This is a genomic window from Bacteroidia bacterium (genome assembly GCA_033391075.1).
Taxonomy (GTDB): Bacteria; Bacteroidota; Bacteroidia; order J057; family J057; genus JAWPMV01.
This window is the reverse complement of the sequence record JAWPMV010000001.1, coordinates 793,355-812,407: the sequence shown is the minus strand read 5'-3', so window position 1 is coordinate 812,407 and position 19,053 is coordinate 793,355. Positions and strand designations below refer to the sequence as shown.

At 41.4% G+C, this 19,053-nt stretch carries 17 protein-coding genes; 4 read left to right on the top strand and 13 right to left on the bottom strand.

The annotated features are described in order from the left end of the window. Window positions 1–117: 117 nt before the first annotated feature. Together R8P61_03155 and R8P61_03150 are read right to left on the bottom strand one after the other, a co-directional pair. The gene (locus R8P61_03155) at window positions 118–819 is read right to left on the bottom strand and encodes an NADAR family protein (protein ID MDW3646035.1); all 702 of its coding nucleotides are present in this window, start codon (window positions 817–819) and stop codon (window positions 118–120) included. Window positions 820–886: 67 nt separating this feature from the next. Further along, window positions 887–1,312 (bottom strand): helix-turn-helix domain-containing protein, encoded by a 426-nt coding sequence (locus R8P61_03150; protein MDW3646034.1) that lies wholly within the window; start codon window positions 1,310–1,312, stop codon window positions 887–889. Window positions 1,313–1,419: 107 nt separating this feature from the next. Here R8P61_03150 and R8P61_03145 point away from each other — a divergent pair, with 107 nt between their 5' ends. Next, window positions 1,420–1,785: a DoxX family protein gene (locus R8P61_03145; protein MDW3646033.1), complete on the top strand. Its 366-nt coding sequence runs from the start codon at window positions 1,420–1,422 to the stop codon at window positions 1,783–1,785. A 1-nt stretch (window position 1,786) separates the two neighbouring features. Continuing rightward, window positions 1,787–2,419 carry an NAD(P)-binding oxidoreductase gene (locus R8P61_03140; protein ID MDW3646032.1) on the top strand — a complete coding sequence of 211 codons (633 nt, stop codon included), beginning with the start codon at window positions 1,787–1,789 and terminating at the stop codon, window positions 2,417–2,419. Between the two features lie 106 nt (window positions 2,420–2,525). Here R8P61_03140 and R8P61_03135 read toward each other — a convergent pair whose 3' ends face one another. The 9 genes from R8P61_03135 to R8P61_03095 form a co-directional block, all read right to left on the bottom strand. After that, the gene (locus R8P61_03135) at window positions 2,526–3,617 is read right to left on the bottom strand and encodes a hypothetical protein (GenBank protein MDW3646031.1); all 1,092 of its coding nucleotides are present in this window, start codon (window positions 3,615–3,617) and stop codon (window positions 2,526–2,528) included. A gap of 84 nt (window positions 3,618–3,701) precedes the next feature. Continuing rightward, window positions 3,702–4,181 (bottom strand): hypothetical protein, encoded by a 480-nt coding sequence (locus R8P61_03130; protein MDW3646030.1) that lies wholly within the window; start codon window positions 4,179–4,181, stop codon window positions 3,702–3,704. A gap of 100 nt (window positions 4,182–4,281) precedes the next feature. Further along, a complete protein-coding gene (locus R8P61_03125) occupies window positions 4,282–4,812 on the bottom strand; it encodes a hypothetical protein (protein ID MDW3646029.1) in 531 nt (176 codons plus the stop codon). 339 nt (window positions 4,813–5,151) lie between these two features. Then, window positions 5,152–6,189 (bottom strand): quinone-dependent dihydroorotate dehydrogenase, encoded by a 1,038-nt coding sequence (locus tag R8P61_03120; GenBank protein ID MDW3646028.1) that lies wholly within the window; start codon window positions 6,187–6,189, stop codon window positions 5,152–5,154. A 60-nt stretch (window positions 6,190–6,249) separates the two neighbouring features. Beyond that, the gene (locus R8P61_03115) at window positions 6,250–7,143 is read right to left on the bottom strand and encodes a hypothetical protein (protein MDW3646027.1); all 894 of its coding nucleotides are present in this window, start codon (window positions 7,141–7,143) and stop codon (window positions 6,250–6,252) included. 585 nt (window positions 7,144–7,728) lie between these two features. After that, window positions 7,729–8,340, bottom strand: coding sequence for a redoxin domain-containing protein (locus tag R8P61_03110; protein MDW3646026.1), 612 nt, complete (start codon window positions 8,338–8,340; stop codon window positions 7,729–7,731). Window positions 8,341–8,362: 22 nt separating this feature from the next. Further along, window positions 8,363–8,872, bottom strand: coding sequence for a TlpA disulfide reductase family protein (locus R8P61_03105; GenBank protein MDW3646025.1), 510 nt, complete (start codon window positions 8,870–8,872; stop codon window positions 8,363–8,365). Next, complete coding sequence (locus R8P61_03100; GenBank protein ID MDW3646024.1) at window positions 8,793–9,473, bottom strand: 4'-phosphopantetheinyl transferase superfamily protein; 681 nt, start codon at window positions 9,471–9,473, stop codon at window positions 8,793–8,795. Before R8P61_03100 ends, R8P61_03105 begins: the two co-directional genes overlap by 80 nt. A gap of 225 nt (window positions 9,474–9,698) precedes the next feature. Further along, complete coding sequence (locus tag R8P61_03095) at window positions 9,699–10,238, bottom strand: hypothetical protein (protein MDW3646023.1); 540 nt, start codon at window positions 10,236–10,238, stop codon at window positions 9,699–9,701. A 475-nt stretch (window positions 10,239–10,713) separates the two neighbouring features. Between R8P61_03095 and mdh the strand changes: the two genes are divergently transcribed. Next, window positions 10,714–11,643, top strand: coding sequence for a malate dehydrogenase (mdh, locus tag R8P61_03090; protein ID MDW3646022.1), 930 nt, complete (start codon window positions 10,714–10,716; stop codon window positions 11,641–11,643). A gap of 68 nt (window positions 11,644–11,711) precedes the next feature. Here the strand turns inward: mdh and R8P61_03085 are convergent, their stop codons facing one another. Together R8P61_03085 and R8P61_03080 are read right to left on the bottom strand one after the other, a co-directional pair. Beyond that, window positions 11,712–12,143: a hypothetical protein gene (locus R8P61_03085; protein MDW3646021.1), complete on the bottom strand. Its 432-nt coding sequence runs from the start codon at window positions 12,141–12,143 to the stop codon at window positions 11,712–11,714. 184 nt (window positions 12,144–12,327) lie between these two features. Further along, on the bottom strand, window positions 12,328–16,650 hold the full coding sequence (locus R8P61_03080; protein ID MDW3646020.1) for a S8 family serine peptidase: 4,323 nt from the start codon (window positions 16,648–16,650) through the stop codon (window positions 12,328–12,330). Between the two features lie 211 nt (window positions 16,651–16,861). On the opposite strand from R8P61_03080, the gene R8P61_03075 reads away from it, so the two are divergent. Continuing rightward, window positions 16,862–19,051 (top strand): S41 family peptidase, encoded by a 2,190-nt coding sequence (locus tag R8P61_03075; protein ID MDW3646019.1) that lies wholly within the window; start codon window positions 16,862–16,864, stop codon window positions 19,049–19,051. Window positions 19,052–19,053 lie beyond the last annotated feature (2 nt).

Sequence of the window (19,053 nt, the reverse complement as noted above, 5' to 3'; positions counted from 1 at the left end):
TACGAAAATATTAGCTTTTTGTGCTCCTAATTGGGATATATTTATTATGCTTGAGAACGCCGCTCTACACGCTCTCATCGAACCGTCAGTGGAGAGGTAGCGGCGTAGAGATTGTTATCAGCTAATTTCGTTTTCAATTGAGTATAATGCTAATAGGATTCCATATACATTATGTTTTGGCCATAATGATAGGTTCAATGCATTGTTAATATCATATTCATTTTCTTTAGTCCCCCAAAATAGGATCTCATTCTTTTCAACAAATAGCCTTCCTCTTTTCGATAACAATTCCTTTCTCCAGGCCTTAGACTGTTTGCTTATTAAGTCAAAGGCTTCCCAACAAATTTCTATGCATTTATGCATCCAGGTATTGGGCGAAAATCTTTCTATACTTTGGGATAGGTTAAGAATCTGATTGGGCTCATTTGTCTTTAAAATCTTTTCTGCTAGAGAAAAATCAAAAAACATTATTGCTTTTCGGTATTCGATAAACTGGAGAATTGATCCAAACTGGATCTCTTCATTTTCTACCCCAAGGCTTTCGTACCAATAGGGATTTTTTGAATATCTAGGACCTTTAAATTTATTCTCTAAATTGATTGTTAGGATATTTCCGATTGGAATTAGATAAGGGCTTAAATCTATTCCAGCTTTTTTATGATCTTTTAATTTGATAGCTAAAGAGGCATATCCACCATCAGAAAAATGATTATAACTGACCTCCATATCTAAAGCATCTACATAAGTATCTATCTTTTCGATTTCATTCGTTGTTGCGGTGAATTCTTCCCAGGCAGTATCTTTTTTCCAGTCAGTCATAAGTGAAAATATAGCTGATAACGGTCTGGCTAAACGCAGTAGCGACCGTATGGGAGCTATTGCCGTTTTAGCCTTTGTTGTGCTCTCGTCTTTTTTCTTTCATTAAATATTCTCGATGTTGCTTTCCCCAATTTGTCAATTCTATTATTAAAGGTACGAGTGTATATCCATAATCCGTAAGTTTATAAGTTACTTTTACTGGAATGGTATCGTACACTTTTCTTTTTACCAATTCATTTATCTCTAAATCTTTCAATTCTTTTGATAACATTCTTGGAGTAATTTTCGGTATCCCTTTCTCCAATTCAGAATATCTAAACTCTCCATTACAGAGTAATGCAATTATCGGCATTTTCCACCTTCCTTGCACAATCTCCATTGTATCTTGAATAGCTTGTAATTCCTTTCGATAATGTTCGATTATTTCTAAAGGAGGTTTGTCTATTCTGTAACTCTTAAACTCTTCAATTTTATCTTTTAATGCCTTATCCATTGCTATCCGTTTTTGCAAAGATACACTATACTTTGGTATAGTGCTATATAATGTATAGTAAATGTTCCATAGTTTTGCGTCATCGTTAATTTTCAAAAAGCAAAAAAATGAAAATATTATTTTGGATTGTAAGTCTTGGATTAGTTGCCTTTGAAATGGCAGCGGGAATTGGAAAACAATTGGGTGGTAAAATGGCTATGGATTGGATGAATAAATTGGAAATTTCCAAACCATTAATGAGCGCATTCGGAGGATTAGAAGTGGGAGCGGCTGGTGTTATTCTATTCAGTCTTTTTAGCAAAGGTGGTTTCAATGACAAACTTGTTCCTTGGGCTTGTTTGGTTCTTGTTGTTCTGAAAGTAGTTGAATTAATTCTGCAATATAAAGCAAGTGAACCTTTTGCTGCAATGGTCGGACCTATTGTTGTTCTTGTACTTGTTGCTACATTCTATTTCATAAGACAAAGTATTTAAAATGAGTAACATAGTTTTAGTTTTTGGTGCAAATGGCAATTTAGGCAGTCATTTTGTCAATCAAGCTTTGGATGCTGGGTATAAAATCAGAGCCTTTGTAAGAACCCCTGAAAAATATAGTCTTTCAGATAATGCCAATGTTGAAGTATTTAAAGGAGATGCAACAAATTATGATGATGTAGAAAAGGCTGTGTCAGGAGTTGATATTGTTGTTAGTTGTTTAGGCAATCCACCAAAAAAGAAAATCTTCATAATGGAAGAAGCCTATGACAATATTATGTTGGCTGCATCCGACCAACCTAATCCTCCACGTTGTTTAATGATTTCAAGTATTGGTGTCGGTGGTTCGTCTTGGTTTGTTAAATTTTTACTTCAACGCATAGGTGGAAAAGAAGGATTTAACGATTTTGAGAAAGCTGAAAAGAGAGTACTTGAAGAAAAAGGTGTTCCGTTTATTGCTATCAGACCTGCTGGACTTACTGATAAAATGGGGAAAGGAAAATATCAAATTATTGATAAACCGACTATTTTCTTTCCAAAATTCATTTCTCGTTCTGACGTTGCTAAGTTTTTTGTGGATTGTCTAACCAATACTTCTTTTGACGGTAAAGCCATTATGATTGAGGGAGCTTAATCTCTTTACGATTTTTTGTTTTTTTCTTGATGGAGCACAACGGCGAACTATGCGACGGTCGGAGGCTTTAGCCGGAGACTGGCGACATAGTTTTTGTTATCGATTTTTATTTTTCCTGACTTATTGAACTTACATCCTTCATTAAAAACCCGGAACAGGTTTGATCCCCTTTTTTATAAATAAGGTACTCTTTATCATTATTTCTCTTCAAAGAGATTTTATTCACAAGTTCAGGCTGATTAATTCGAATATGATATATATAGGTATCAATTGCAGATCTACTTGCATCAGATTTAGGAATAATTAGTTTATCTAACTCCCTTTTCTCCCATTTATTTGATACATACAATACATGATCTAAGCTGTTGTTTAACGAGTCAGTTATTTTGATTTGGTATTCTACTGATTTAGATATTGGATAAGAATATGACAACCTTAAATCGATTTCATTTCTATCCCTTGGAATACCTACAACGGGAAAATATCCTTCTTGCATTTCGGGAGGAAAACGTTTCTTTATATCTTCCTTTTTTTTGTATAATTCCAGAAAATCGACAAAATGTTGTTTAGGAGGTATTAACTCCATCGGAGGACCAAGTTCTTCATCTATCAAGGGTTGAATAACTTTTTTCATGACCTCTATTTCACTCTCGTATAATTCTAGGCCAGAAATATTATCAGGAGAAATCCGAATTTCTACTTTGGTTATTTCAAGCGCCCTAAATGACAAAAAAGAGTCCCATTCTTCAGGATACATATTTTCCCAAAGTGGGCTTGAGATTACGACAGGGTTTATATAAACAGAAATGGAATTGTTTGCTCCAGCGTAATTAGGAAATTTGGTTTCGTACCAACAATATAGATAACTGTAAACTTGAGTAGCAATTTTTGAGCGACTTGATGAATTACTCAGATGATCATCGCCAACAAAATAGTCAGCAAATTTATTTCTTCTTAACTGAGCTGGATATATACTTGGTTCTCCCCATAAGCGTCCCAATTTATCCATTATAGGAAACACATTTGCATCCGGCCCTAGAGCCATAAAACTAAATGATTGGGTTTCCTCTGAAAATATGACCTGATTAAACTTGGGATCACCTGGCTCTTTCATTTTGCCATCTGCCTCTGTATCAGAACTACATGCTCCAAATACAATTATGCCTATTACCAATAAAGCCCTGTTTGTTTTCTTCATTTTATATATTCTCGATAACGACTAGCTAAACTCTCGTACAAAGCGTTAGCGGAGTATGGAGTTTAGGTTCTGTTGTACAGGTTTTTATTTACACTTCTCTAGTAGCCTAATTACAGCTTTAGTTATTTCAGTCATATCTCCAGTATTTTTAAGGATTAGTTCATCTTCTTCAATACCCTCATACCCTCTTGAGTTACCTTTTATCCTTCCATTTATATGAGGAGTTAATGTTATAGTATTATTCTCGCTATGTACTGAAACAAGCTTAGCGTTCATCATTTGCTCTTTAATTGTTTTTCTTTTAGATACTTTTTTATAATTCTCATTTGTTTCCTTCAAATCATATTTCTCATAATCGACTTTTTCAGACTTCTCAAGATGAAAAGAAATGATTTTTCCTAATTCAATGATCCCAATAGTTGCCGGTTTAAGGGATACGAATTTTGAACGTAACCATGTACCTGTATTAGAAGAATTAACAGTCTCTATAAGGAATTCGTCTGGGTATTTAATTACATGAACCATTTTAGATTTCTTCCGCCTTATGAATCCTAGAAAATTCATTATCTATTTTTTCATTTTGTACAACGATTAGCTATCCCTAGTTCGTAGCGTCAGCGGAGAATTGGGGATAGGTTTTGTTATGCTCTTAGTTTTCTTTTATTCAATTGTTTGATTTCCACGAATCATCTTTATCCCTTTTCCCTATCCAGTTAATCTTATCTTCAATCGTCCAATTGCCTTTTATTTTGATGCTATCTCCAATCTTGATGACATAAAATTTGTCTTGGTATTTGAACTCCAAATATGTTCTTCCAATTTCTATATGTTCTGGATCAGAATCTGGCCTTTCATTAAAATATGTTTTTGAGTAAGTTATTTTAGACCATTCAATTCCTTCATTTTCTCCTTGCTTTATTGTTTCTAAAAAACTGAGCATAAAATTTGTAGAATACATTGTATATGTTTCTTTTATTTTTTCATCCTCAATCTCTTTGTCCACTTTCTTCATCATTCTTTGAATTGCAAATATTAAATCTGCCTCATTCGTTTTAGCTTTCTCAAATAAAGCTGAATCTTTCTTTGTTAAAGCTTCAAAAACAATTTTTCCAAGCTCTTGGGGAGTTTCATTTTTTTGCCCAAAAGCTTGGCTGTTGAAAAGAAGTGAAATTATTATAAGAAAGATTTTTACCATTTGTATATTTCCCCTTTTTTATTTGAGCATAACATTAGTGTATACGAAGTTATTTCGTTTATCTCTTATTATACCGCTTTCCCAGGCTCTCAGAGCCGATTTATTCTGCTAACCCGAAACTCAAGCAGGTGCCGTTTACACGAAAATAAATGATGTTTTTTTTCAAGGAAGGTATTGCGTTTCAGGTCTTACTCAAGATCGAAAAAAAAAAGCAGCCTGCAAAGCTATTCTTTGGCTTGCAGGCACTCCATACTTTCTCAAAGTAAGGAAGTAGCATTTGTGCTGCCGAGTCCAGGAGAGAATTAAAGATACTTCCTTTCGCCAGTTTCAGGAGGGAACCTACTTCGGAAATGCCAGCGCCTTTAAAATCCGCTTGACAAAGCCAGGCCCTTCATATACATAGCCACTATACACCTGCACCAAAGAAGCCCCGCCCTGCATGCGCATTTTAGCATCCAAAGGCTCCATAATTCCTCCCACTCCGATCAGAGGCAATTTTCCATCCGTCTTTTTGTGGATATAATTCATGATCTCCCAGGAAGTATGCGTCAAGGGCAATCCACTCAAACCTCCGGCTCCCAGCGCCTCTACCTCAGCCTCTGGAGTGTCAAGATCTGCTCGTGATATAGTAGTATTGGTGGCAATCAGACCCGATAACTGAGCCTTTTCTGCAACTTCTACGATATCGTCCAATTGCGATTCTGTGAGGTCTGGAGCAATCTTCAGGAGTAAAGGCTTGGGACTCTCTTTTTTCTGGTTAAGATCCTGAAGCCTCAGCAATAACTGGGTCAGGGGTTCTTTCTCCTGCAAACTTCTCAATCCGGGGGTATTGGGCGAACTCACATTCACAACAAAGTAGTCCACATAATCAAAGAGCAATTCGAAGCAGTATACATAATCATCGACCGCTTTTTCATTGGGGGTATCCTTGTTTTTGCCAATGTTCATACCAACGACCATGTCACCTTTCTTCATCCTTTTGAGCTTTTTCAGCATGGCATCAGCTCCTGCATTATTGAAGCCCATACGATTGATGACCGCACGATCCCTCAGCAAGCGAAAGAGGCGAGGTTTGGGATTACCCGCCTGGGATCTGGGGGTAACGGTGCCAAACTCTACAAAGCCAAAGCCCATATACTTCCATTTATCGCCGATATAGGCATCTTTATCAAAACCCGCCGCCAATCCTACCGGATTTTTAAAAGTCAGGCCAAATTGTTTGACTTCCAGACTTTTGAGACTGAGTTCGGTATTGATTCGAAAAAGGTCTCGAACCAATGGAAGCGATAAAGAGAATTTTAAGAGGCTAAAAGTAAGGTGGTGGGCTTTTTCAGCATCCAGAGAGAAAAAGATCGGTCGCAGCAGAGATTTGTACATAAAAAATCCGGATTTGCACCAAAGGTACAAATCCGGTTGATTATATAAAATGTTTCGTGTTTACGAAGGATCAGCTGGTGCCAGAGTTACTTTTCTGGTAACGGTATTGAAAGGTCCGGGAACCATGTCTCCCTTTCCATCAACCAGGGTCATTTTGATCTCAACTTCTCCCATAGGCAAGCCTTCGATTATATATGGCTCCCAGGAAGTAAGCAGGAATTCTTCTCCATTGATAAAGGTATGCACCTTATAGCCTTCTTCTGAGAGGCCTTCATCTACGTTTAGCAGGAAGAAGTCCAAAAGAAGCTGCTTGGTATCTTCTCCTTTATACGTTCCTTTAGGACGGCTGTAGAACATGTGCATAGCTGAAAGGTCAGCTTCTGCCGCCTCTGTATCTCCTGTCTGAACCTGAGTTACTACAAAAGATTTTTTATTCTTCACACTCTCATGATACGAGCGGGAAAGAAAAGCCAATACTACATGATTGCCGGGCTGCTGAAGTTTCTCAGTAGTTACCATGGGATCATAGTGAGCAGAATAAGGTCCATTGTCAACGATGAAATGGATATGCTGCCCTTTACCAGAATTGGCTAAAGGAGCTGGCTTTTGTGTTTGCGCTCCCAGATCATAGTCTTTAACATCGAAATTGAAGGTATGAGTTCCATCATCTCCAGCTTCTACCTTTCCTTTGAGGCTCAGTTTGGCTTTGGGAAAATCAGGAGAACCACTCAAAGGAGTAACTTTGATATCCCCTTTTACCATGGCCCTACTCTCGCTCATTCCTTCTTCTCCGGCTTCGCCTTTTCCTTCTTCTCCTGCCTCATCATGTCCTTCTGCATGGTTTTCGTGAGTAGTTCCATCTTCATGTGTGTGACTATCTGAGTCGCTACCACCACATGCATAGAAAAATACGAGTAAAGCTGCCATCAACAGCCTTGAGATTGTTACTTTCATTTTATTCGTGTGTAATTGTTTTCAAAATTAGTGGGTTTCACGGATTGAAATTACATAAAAAGATAGTCAAAACGCCAAATCAGGGGAAAATTCATGATTGAGTAATAAAGCTATGCTAGCGGGAAGTTTGGTTTGCGGATAACTTGGAGGGCTGAGAGACCGTGGATTCTTTTTCACTCTTCGAAGTAAAAGGTCCCTGAGCGCACAGGAACCTATTCTCATCCAAGCTTCGAGATGACAGAGAATAATTTAGAGGAGTTGTCATCCCGGCCTACATACTAGAGCCGGGATCTCTTGCTTGTTCATCCTTAGCTAGAGATCCCGGATATCTGATAGATTCCAGGATGACAAGGGTATTGTTTCTTAAAAGTTGCGTCATCTCGAAGTTTGACTGTGAGCTGGCTTGTGGGCTGAGAGATCATGTATTTTGAGTACGCTTTAATCCAAGGTCCCTCGGCGCGCAGGAGCCCTTCTAAAATCTAGCCCCGGGAGGACAAAGCGGGTGGTGCTAAAGCTAAAGCGCCTGCAAAGAATCTTTGCAGGCGCAGTATAATGTTGCTCAAAAGAGCTTATATGTCAGATGATCTATCTGCTGGGAGTCGCATCCATGCTCTTGATCAGGCAGCCACTAGCCGGGCTGTGCTTGACCGCAGGACTTGATCCTTGTAGCAAACTATCAATGGCGTCATTTAGAAAGTTCTGCTTTACGAGTTTGGCGTCAAGGGGATTGTCGTCGATTTTCCCGCTATATACAACCTTAAAACCCGATCCGACAGGTCTGAGCAGAAATACCTCAGGGTTCTTTTTCGCCTGAAACATCTTTGCTACGGACTGATCCTCATCTTTCAAATAAGGAAAAGGGAAAACGGTAACGGTCCGCATCACACTGGGATCGTCCATTTCGTTCATTGCAGCATTATTGCTGTTTACAGCAATGATGGCCAGCCCCTTATCAGCATAGCTATTGTGGAGTTCTTTGAGGCGCTCCTCGTATTTTTTGGCCCAGCTACAATGAGAGCTGGTAAACACAACAGCGACCAGTTTCTGATTACTAAAATCAGAGAGCTTGACTACCTTTTCTCCATCCGTAAGCGCAAACTCGGTTACGGAGTCTACCTTCTGAGCAAGCGCAGGTACTGAAAGCAGCACTGTGCTAAGCAAAAATGCCAGAAAGGTAGTATAAACAAGTTTAGTCATAAAAAAATGGTTTGGTTGAACATTAGTTCCCGAAACTTTCGTCCTTATGTATTATTAGACTGACTTCTTTGGCGTCCGTCACTGTACTAATACGTTCGATAAGACGTCCGTCGCGGGACAGAATCAGGCTCATTGGGGGCGTACTTGTTGTGGAAGAAAGCCTGTGTTCTTGTAAAAACTGATTTAATGATTCGTTGTTTACACAATATATGGGGGTTTCTATTGCCAATTGTTGCCAGAAATGCTTCAATTCTTTCTTTGCATCATTTTCCTCATCTAAGGCGACAAAATGTACATTCAGATGCTTGTGAGGATGATTGAGCAATTGAGCCAAATCCGGAATCTCTTTAACGCAGGGTCTACATGCGGTATTGTAGAAATTCAACAAAACATATGGTTTATCCGATTCCTCTACCAATTCTTTCAGTTCTTCCCCGTTTAAATAACTTATCTCATGGCTGAACTCCTTCGTACAGGCGTTCGCGAGTATAAGTAAGGATAAACTCATCATATATGTCGTAGCTAATCTCATAGCTTTTGGTCCAGTTGTCCTTTTTTACGATGACTGGTAGGATTCCGTTATCTTTTTGGGAAAAATCGCCAAAATCGAGGAATATGTTGTCTTTAAAAGCAACCCCTTGCCCGTGCATCTTATAAATGGTCTCCTTGGTACTCCAGATAAGCAAAAAAAGCTCCATACTGGAATTCTCCTCGTAAAAGGACAATTCTGCCTCATTCATAAAAAGGAAACGTGTACGTAAGTTTCTGGGCTTTTTACGCTTTCTGTACTCTATATCAATACCTACTTCAGAGTCAAGGGATGCAATTGCAGCTGCATATTTGGAAGAGTGGCTGTAGCTAATGTGGTGTTTATCATTGGAAAGATAGGGCTTGCCATAGTGATTGTTGAGGGATTCGATTCGTTGATCGTTCGCGATTTTCAACAATTCCTTCATGCACAAGCGGCTGGAGAGCCATTCAAGGCGCTTCTCAGCATGGGAAATCCCAGATAAACGTTTCCATTCATTTTCGTACAGCTTCACCCGCTCAAGAAAGAACATTTCGTCCTCCTCAATCCTCCAAGCTCCCAGGCTTACTCCCTGGAAATTGCTATCGAGTTTAATGAATGGCATGAGTGAAAAACTTAACGTACTAAATAATTAGATAATGTATCGCTTTCTTTTTACAAATGATTCAAACGCTACCCTATCGGGCTTTTTGTAGTTTGAATACAAATTTCTGGGTATTTTCTGTAGCCTTACTTAAATATACGCAAATTCCACTCCTTGTCCAACGAAAAAAATCGCGGTTTCAAATTAATGAAACCGCGAACCTATATATGATTTATCCTATTCGGATCAGTTATTCATAAAGTTGGCTGTTGAGCCTTGCTCGCGAAGGTAGGTATTGGCTTCGTCGATGGTAACACGTACTCCGTCTATATAGGGCACAATCCAGGGATTTTCTATCCCGAGGGTTACCAATTCACCTTTGAATTCATTACACTCATCATAGGTACGGAACATACCGATCATGTATTTGTTGAATCCATCAGCTCTTTCCGCTACAAAGTCATTGCCATCTACCGGTGCCGCTTTCATCTCATGGAAAACATAGGCTCCGATTTGAACCCGATAGACAAGACCGGTAGTGATGCCTTCGCTGATCACAGTCTTCTGCGATTTGTACTCAGCGAGCAGTTGCTCATTTCTTTTACGCAAAGATTGCATTTCTCCTTCCATTTGGATCAGGGCCCAACGAAGGCTGTCAACCAGTTCAGAACCTCCACCATCGGAGATCTGGGTTTGCATTTCTTTGTTTCTTTTCTTCAGATCCTTGATCTGCTCCTGGTAATTGTCGAACTCCGCTTTTAAGGCAATAGGGTTCTTTTTGTACATCTTTGCCTTTTCGGCCCAAAACTTTTTCTCTTCTTTAGAGATTTGACCAGTGGCTAAGGCAGGGAGGCAAAAGAGCAAAACAATTACAGGAATATATTGAATTAAATACCTCATTCTCATCTATGTATCTTGGGTATGACGATAAATAAATCTAAATAAAAGCTTTCTATTAGAAAACTACACTTAGACTAAAGAACGAAATTGAGGGTAAGAATATTCTGATTCAGGTTAAATTATTAATCAGAAAGCGCATAGTTTCCCCAATAGCTGTCCCAATTCTTACACAAATCCCATGCCTGAATTGTATAAAAGAGACTACACATTTTGCTCCGATCTGCTCCATGTAGGGAATTGGGCAAACTTGTAACTTTTTTGCAAAGCAAAATGCTGCTGCGTAATTGGTCTATGTCCCTGATATGTTGTAGCTTGCGGGCCAAATTTCAACATTAGATATCCTCAGAAAAACAATAATCTCATGTCAAAAGTTACTGTCGTCGGTGCTGGAAACGTAGGAGCAACCTGCGCGGAATGCGTCGCAAGAGCCGAAGTATGCAACGAAGTTGTCATGCTGGACATCAAAGAGAACTTTGCCGAAGGTAAAGCCCTCGACCAATGGGAGACTTCTCCTGTAAATTATTTCGATACCCGCATTACGGGCTCAACCAATGATTACAGCAAAACAGCCGGTTCTGATGTAGTCGTGATCACTTCTGGTATCCCTCGTCGTCCCGGTATGAGCCGCGATGACCTGATTGCAACCAATGCCGGAATTGTAAAAACAGTTACTGAAAACGTAATCAAGCATTCTCCTGATTGTATCATCATCGTTGTTTCCAATCCTTTGGATGTGATGACATATCAGGCTTATCTGACTGCCAACTTCCCCTCTCATCGTGTGATGGGTATGGCAGGTGTACTTGATACGGCTCGTTACCGTTCTTTCCTCGCCCTGGAATTGAACGTTTCTCCTAAAGATATTCAGGCAGTACTCATGGGTGGGCATGGTGATACCATGGTTCCACTACCTCGCTACACTACGGTAGCTGGTATCCCTGTTACTGAATTGGTTTCTGAAGAAAGAATCAATGCGATCATCGAAAGAACCAAAAAAGGAGGAGGAGAGATCGTTAAACTGCTCGGAACTTCTGGTTGGTATGCTCCTGGTGCTGCTGCTGCTCAAATGGTAGAAGCCATCATGAAGGACTCCAAAAGAATCTTCCCGGTTTGTTCTTACCTCACAGGTGAGTATGGAGTAAATGATCTCTATCTGGGTGTACCCGTTGTCCTGGGAAGAAAAGGAATCGAGAAGATCATCGAACTTGATCTCAATGAAGCCGAAAAAGAACTCTTGAAGCAATCTGAAGCAGCTGTACGTAATGTAGTTGCAGTTTTGGACAATCTTTAAGCAAAGACTTTATACAAAAAGCCCGGGTCTGAATGCAGATCCGGGCTTTTCTTTTATATATCTCTGGCTCATCCAGCTGGCAAAACCTTATATCCCTTTACCCGAGGCATATAAATTGCCGGACCCGCTTTGAGTTTGAAAGTAGGCTGTGAATATTTCCAGAATTTTGGAGGAATGCGCAAAGATTTCTTTGAAATCATCACCCCTTTTCCAAAAATTAGACGTTTTGGCCCTTTTCTTCCAACGGGCTTCATCATTACCGCCTCCCCACGTATCTGCATCGCGACAATAAAATGCTTCTTTAGCAGGATCGTATCATTAAAAATCCCACTGGGTGCAGGTCTGATATCTACGACTTTATTGGGTCCTTCCATAAGCAGTTCTGCCATAAATCCATTGGCATAGGCAGAAGGATCTACCTGAGCTTTGGCAGAAAAAGAGGAAAAGAAGAATAAGCTTGAAAGGAGAATTGTAATACTTAACTGAATAGGTTTCATCATTCTTGATATTTGACTTGAGAATATGGAGCGAAGAATTTCCGCCCTTCAAGTCTTTGTATACTTGTTCAAGAAAAATGTAACATGGGAATGTGTTAGCGTTCTAGAGTTTTAGGGTGTTAGGGTGTTAGGGTGTTAGAGTAGTTTTCAGTAAGCATACGCTAACACCCAAACACCCTAATACGTCTTACTCCACAACCGACAATTTCCCCACAAAATCTTCTACTCCATCAATCTCGGTATATACGCGATAGACATAAACGCCCGGCTTGATTCTTTGCTTGCCCTTGTCCCGGAGGTCCCATTCTATACCGCCATCTCCATCGGTTTCTTCCAGTTTATTGACAAAGCGACCGGAGACGGTATAGATCTCGATATAGGCCTGTTGGGTAAGATTGGCGAAACGGACACCTTCAAAAAACTCATGATTTCGGGCGGGATTGGGGTAGACAAAAACTTCGGATAGGTCTTCCTTATTGCTGGAAAAGGTAGCCGTATTGCCTTCCTCATTGCTGCAAATGCCTTCGGCTGTACAAATATCAGAGACCACCAAAGAGATGGGATATCCCAGGGCTCCAAATCGTGCTTCGGAGATGGTTACGAGTACAGCTGTTCGCTCCTCATTCCCCCACTCTACTGACTGTATACTTCCTACAGGTTCTATGCGATAATTGCTGCTATCCAGAGCAGATGCTTCTGTTGGAGGTAGATTAAAGGTCAAAAGGGCGGTTTTATCTCCGGTAGATTCCCAATTGCTGAGAAAGAGGCTTTTCTCAACTTTCCGTTCGTAGCGGAAGCTCAGGTTTCGATTGCCTTGAAGACGCGCCTGTCCCCGATCTTTAAAGGTAGAGTCTATAGTGAATGTATTCAAACCCTCATTGAATTCATCCCGAAAACCCAATATGATGCGATTGGCCTTGTCGCCGGAATGAGTGATCGATATGGGGGCAATGTCTCCATTAAGGAGAAATTTGGATTTATCTTCATTTCGATCTGTAACCGGCTGCGAAAAATAAATGGCCACTTGATTTTCCCCAATAGCCGCCAGACTATCTACCAAAGGTCTTTCATGTGGAGTCAACAGAATGGCCCGACCAAATCCACTCGTATCTGTAGCCCCTATACTTCGGAGGACATATAGTACCGGCACATCCGCATCGAGGTTTTGATCCAGAACTGCATTTGTATTGATGGGGCTAAAAACAGATGCCACCGAACTATTAGGCCAATTGGGAACCCGCCATAATTCATAGGCATTGGCTCCGGGAACTGCCTGCCAATTGAGCTGAACTCGATCTGGCCCCAGCACTTCTCCTTGCAAAGAGAAAACCGGTGCAGGTCCTGTATAGAGGTAATCCTTTTCGAAGAAAAAGGTCGAATCCGAAATGCCAATACCCAATTCATTGATTCCATTTCCATTGAAATCTCCAATGATGTGGTGGGTCCCTACCGATCCAAAAATGAAGGCATCCATTTTATACTCCCCTCCTACGATATCCATGATGTAGGTTTTGGGGAAAGTGGAAAAAACGATTTCCAATTCAGGGTCGGTATCCAAATTCCCTACAGTAAGTGCATTGTAAGTCTTGGAATCTATATCGTAAATCACATCCTCCCAAACCACATCATATTGATTATTCGCAGTGGCTTTGAAGATGCGTAGCACCCAATGCGGGGTATCAAATTCCTTGTCGATGTTTTCGAGATCGGAGGTATGGATGCCAACAAAGAATTCGACGATACCATCATTATCAAAATCGCCTTTTTCAAAATATACTTCAGAATTTTCATTGGCAATCAAACTGGTATCTGCCAGGACATTCACATAATTATCCCCTCCCGTATGCTCATAGATTAGAAAGTCTGCATCATTGTCGCCGAACAGTATTTCGGTATTTCCATCCTTATCAAAATCCTCTACCAATGCCTGCGTAAATCCAGGTCCCTCAAAATCCTGGGTAATGTTTTCCAGAGTAGCTACTTCATTGAAATTGCCGACTACCCCTTTGAATACAAAGAAATCCTTAGCATTTCGCATGAGGATATCCAGCTTTCCGTCCCCATCTGTATCACCAAAATTGGCCGAGAATTTCCGCTGGCCTTCATTGGACCACATCTGGGTTTCAAACCTTCCACCCTCTGAAACCTGCTCCAATAAATAGGTCGAATCATTGACCGAGCACAAGAGTTCCCATAAGCCATCTCCATCTGTATCCTCCAGGCCTTTGGGGATCAGAATCCGCCGAAAATCACTTAGAGAGTCTTTTTCTACGAATTCATTGCCGGTAAACTCAAAGATTTTCAACTTCCCAAAGGAAAGTCTTTCGTCATACACATTCATGACCACTTCTTTGAGCTGGTCATTGTCGGTATCATAGGTTTTCGGGAGAAAGCGTCCATTGGGCAATTTATAATCCAGCTCATTGAAGCCGGATTGTTTGATGAATTCCGGCTGAAAAGTAAAAGTTCCCATTTCGCTTTGGCCACTAAGTCCGGCCAGGTTACGACTCTCGATGAAAAATTCATAGGTCCCGGGAGTCAGGACATTATTGCCTAATAAAAAATCTCCGTTTCGGGTAGTTCGGTCGAAGGTTTCCTGTTTGTATACAGTCGTTCCCTGAAGCCGATAATTGAGGGTATGGAAGCCCTGATCAGAACTGCGAAAGAGAACCAAAGCTTTCCTTTCATCATTGTCCCAGGCCTGTGAAGCCCTCTTAATTTCAATTTCAGGGGCACTTTTATCCCGGATAAAGCGGATGCGATCCTCATTGGTGAATCCATTTGATTTTTCGACCCTAAGTCGAAGCGTATATTCTCCTTCCGGCAAATCTGTCAAATCCCAGCTCGCCAGGGTATCCTGATCGGTCTGATATATCTGATCTGCCAGAATCGATACCCAGGGATTCTGATCTTCTGTCCCCTCCTGATATTCCACATGATAGCGTTCGAATTCAGGATCCAGTACGGTCCCAATAATATGCACCACATCCTGATCGCTTCCTCTGTCATTTTCGGGCGAAAGTAATTCTACATGAGAAGCGCCTACCACTTGTAAGGCACGCAGCAGATTCAACCTCCCCGCACCGGTAAAATGATCCCATCCCGGATCGGAAAGATCGTCTGAAGAAGATGCCAGAATGCCCCGGATCTGCTGAGGGCTTCTTATCCCGTCCTTGGCAAAAAGCAAGGCAACCGCAGCAGCCACCATTGGCGCTGAAAAGCTGGTTCCTTGCGTACGGGTAAAAGCCTCGTCTATACTTTTGGTAGAATCGAGGGGTACAGGCACAAAAATTCCGGCTCCTGGTGCGGTCATGTCTACTGTAACCCCATAGCTACTCAGGGGAAAAAGAAATTCTCTTCCACTTTCCAAATCAGCCGTAGAAGCAGAAACGGATATTACCTCATTGAAACCGGAGGGATAATGCAAATCGTCCCCTCTGGCATTTCCTGCCGAACTCACCATAACAATGCCTTTGCTGTAGGCGTATTTGATGGCTTCATGCACCATCAGCGAAGGATAAATATCTCCAAAGCTGAAGTTGAGGATTTGCACACCCTGATCAGCAGCATAAATAATAGATCGTGCGATATCATCATCTTCTCCCGCTCCGGTCGGCCCAAATGCACGTATGGGAAGAAGTTTACAATCCGGAGCCAGACCTGCGCCTCCATAGGTATTGTCATGCCTGGCGAAGATGACCCCGGAAACCATGGTTCCGTGATTGTTGTCATCTGTGGGATTGGGATCGGGAAAGAGGTAATCGCCTCCTACCGGATTGCGAGGCTGATCGGTAAAATCATAGCCAGACACATCATCCACAAAGCCATTATTATCATTGTCAAGGCCATCGAAGTCTCCGGTCTTTCCATCTCTCGTTTCACTCACAGACCAGGGCTCAAATGTCCCATTTCCATTTGCATCCTCCAGGCTATTGACAAGGTATTTGCCTACGAATTCCGGATGTTCGTAATCCAGGCCGGTATCAATGACTCCGATTTTTATGTTGGGACTGCCTTTGGTGTATTCCCAGGCAGCAAATGATTTTATATAGGGGTGGTACCACTGTACGCTGAGGGAATCATCTGTAGGTATGATCTCTTCCGGCACAAAATCCAATTGCATGGTCCTGTTTTCCTCCACAAATTCAAAAGCGCCACTGGCTTGCAGTTGAGAGATTAGGCTACTGTTTCCATCAAATTCGAGGGTAAAAAGTCGAGCTACTTCTGCATTTCCCTGCAAGTTTTTGGCGACAGAGGATTGGAGGCTTTGTGCTGATCTGATATTTTGGAGAAAAGGATAATTTTGCTGCAAAGCAATCGGAAGGGATTTGGCAAGATTTTGATTGCCTTTATCGCTTCGAAAAAATTGCTGCAAAGAAGTATTTCCAGGCGCCAGCTTTACATTCACCTCCACTTGTGCCTGACTCTGAGAAAAGAATCCCAAAGCAAAAATTAGGAGTAAGAAGCGTGGGGAGAAGAGCAAGTGCCTGGCGAGAAAGATCAGCCGCATGTACAAGGGTGTAATTTCCGTCTTCTGTGTTTGTTTCTAAGAGTCGAAACTTAGCACTTTAATTCGGAACGAAAAAGGCAATTGTTGTGGTATATATTCATGGAGAAAGAATGTTTCGCAAATAGGCAAAAGCAGTATCTTGTCTTCTTTATCCCTAACTTGAAAGCCCTAAGATTAGCACCCATCTCATTTTCACCTAAAACACGATCACATGAGAACCTCAATCCTACTACTCATCCTCTTTTTTAGCACTTCTATTTTTGCCCAGGATAACCTGGATTTCGAAAACGTAAAAGACGGCAAAGCCCTGAAATGGAATAATTTCGGAAATGGCTCCTATGAAAATGCCATCGACAGTGAGGTTTTTCATGGAGGAAAGTATTCAGCATCCATCGAGAACAAAAATGATGATATCGGATTTCAAGCATTTGCCTATACGGTTCCGGCAAAATTTAAAGGGAAGAAGATTAAACTGACCGGCTTCCTGAAAACGGAAAATGTAAGCGAAGGCTATGCAGGACTTTGGTTGAGGCTGGATCCCCGTGTGGCTTTTGATAATATGAACAACAGAGGCGTAACGGGAACTACCGATTGGAAGGAATATGAGATAGAGTTGAAATACGATGAGGAGGAAACCAGGCAAATTGTCTTTGGTGCTTTATTGGTCGGGAAGGGAAAAGTATGGCTGGACGATCTGGAGATTAGAATCGATGGAAAAAAACTGGAGGATGCACCGGAAAAGAGTTTGTCTGCAGCCGAAAAAGATACAGCTTTCAGTAGTGGCTCAGGTATAAGCATTGAAAAGCTGGACAAAGCGCTTTTGACAGATCTGGAGTTTTTGGGGAAAGTATGGGGGTTCCTGAAATACCATCACCCTGCCATTGGCAGGGGAGATTATAATTGGGATTTCGAACTCTTCCGATTTTTACCCAAATACCTCGATGCAGACCAAAGAGAAGCAAGAGAGGTGCTCATGCTTGCATGGATTGAGAGTTTGGGAGAAGTACAAAGCTGCGCAAGGTGCAAAGAATACGATGAAGACGCCTTTCTACAAGCCGATCATGCCTGGCTAAAGGACGGCCAGATGAATCCAAAACTCAAAGAACAGCTATTATTCATCCTCCAAAACAGGCACCAGGGCAATCATTATTACATCGGCATGTCCCCCGGCGTCGGAAATCCGCAATTCAGACACGAAGATGGCTATGCGGACATGCCCTATCCTGATCAGGGATTTCGCTTATTGGCGCTTTTTCGGTATTGGAATGCTATTCACTATTTCTTCCCATATAAGCACTTGATGGATAAAGACTGGGGTCCTCAACTCAAAGCCTATTTGCCAGCATTTTTAGAGGCCGAGGACGAATTGGAATACGAATTCGCTATGGTTCAGATCATTGGGGACATACAAGATACACATGCCAACCTTTGGGGAGGTTCTGATAAGATTCGCGAATGGAAAGGGGAACGTTATGCGCCGCTTTATACCCGTTTCATAGAAGGGAAATTGGTGATCGCGGATTTCTTTAACTCAGACTTTGCATCAGAGACCGAACTTAAGCCGGGAGATATCATTACACAGGTAAATGGAAAAAAGGTAGAAGAAAAGGTGGAAGAAATGCGGAAGTATTTCCCTGCTTCCAATGAGCCTACCCGCTTGAGAGATATTGCTCGCGATATTTTGCGTTCTAATGAGGAAGAAATAGAAATTACGTACCTGCGTGATTCCAAGGAAACTACCCTAAAGCTGCCGACCTATGAAGGCAAGGATTTGAGTCTGCAGATGGTCTTTCGGGGGAAAGGAGAGAAATCCTACAAAATGCTGAATAATAATATCGGATATGTCACGCTCGGAATTATCAAAGATGAAGACATCCCTGAAATCAAGAAGCAGTTCATCGATTGCAAAGGAATCGTCATTGATATTCGAAATTATCCCAGCACTTTTGTTCCCTTTAAATTGGGCAGCTATTTCCTGGAGAAATCTGCTCCTTTTGTCAAATTTACAAGCGGCAACATCAACAAGCCCGGCGAATTTAGCTTCGGTACGGATCTGAAAATTTCTCCAAGTAAAAAGCATTTCAAAGGAAAAGTCATAGTGCTGCTAAACGAAATCAGTCAGAGTCAGGCCGAGTATACCTCCATGGCTTTTCGCGCATCCCCTAATGCCACCATTGTGGGAAGCACTACAGCAGCAGCGGACGGTAATGTTTCCAATATTAACCTGCCTGGAGGCATGAGTACCATGATCTCCGGCATCGGGGTTTACTATCCGGATGGGACTGAAACTCAACGGATCGGTATCGTTCCTGATGTAGAAGTAAAGCCTACAATTAAAGGAGTCAGAGAAGGCAGGGATGAGCTTCTGGAAAAGGCCATCGAGCTTATTTTGAAAGACTAGCA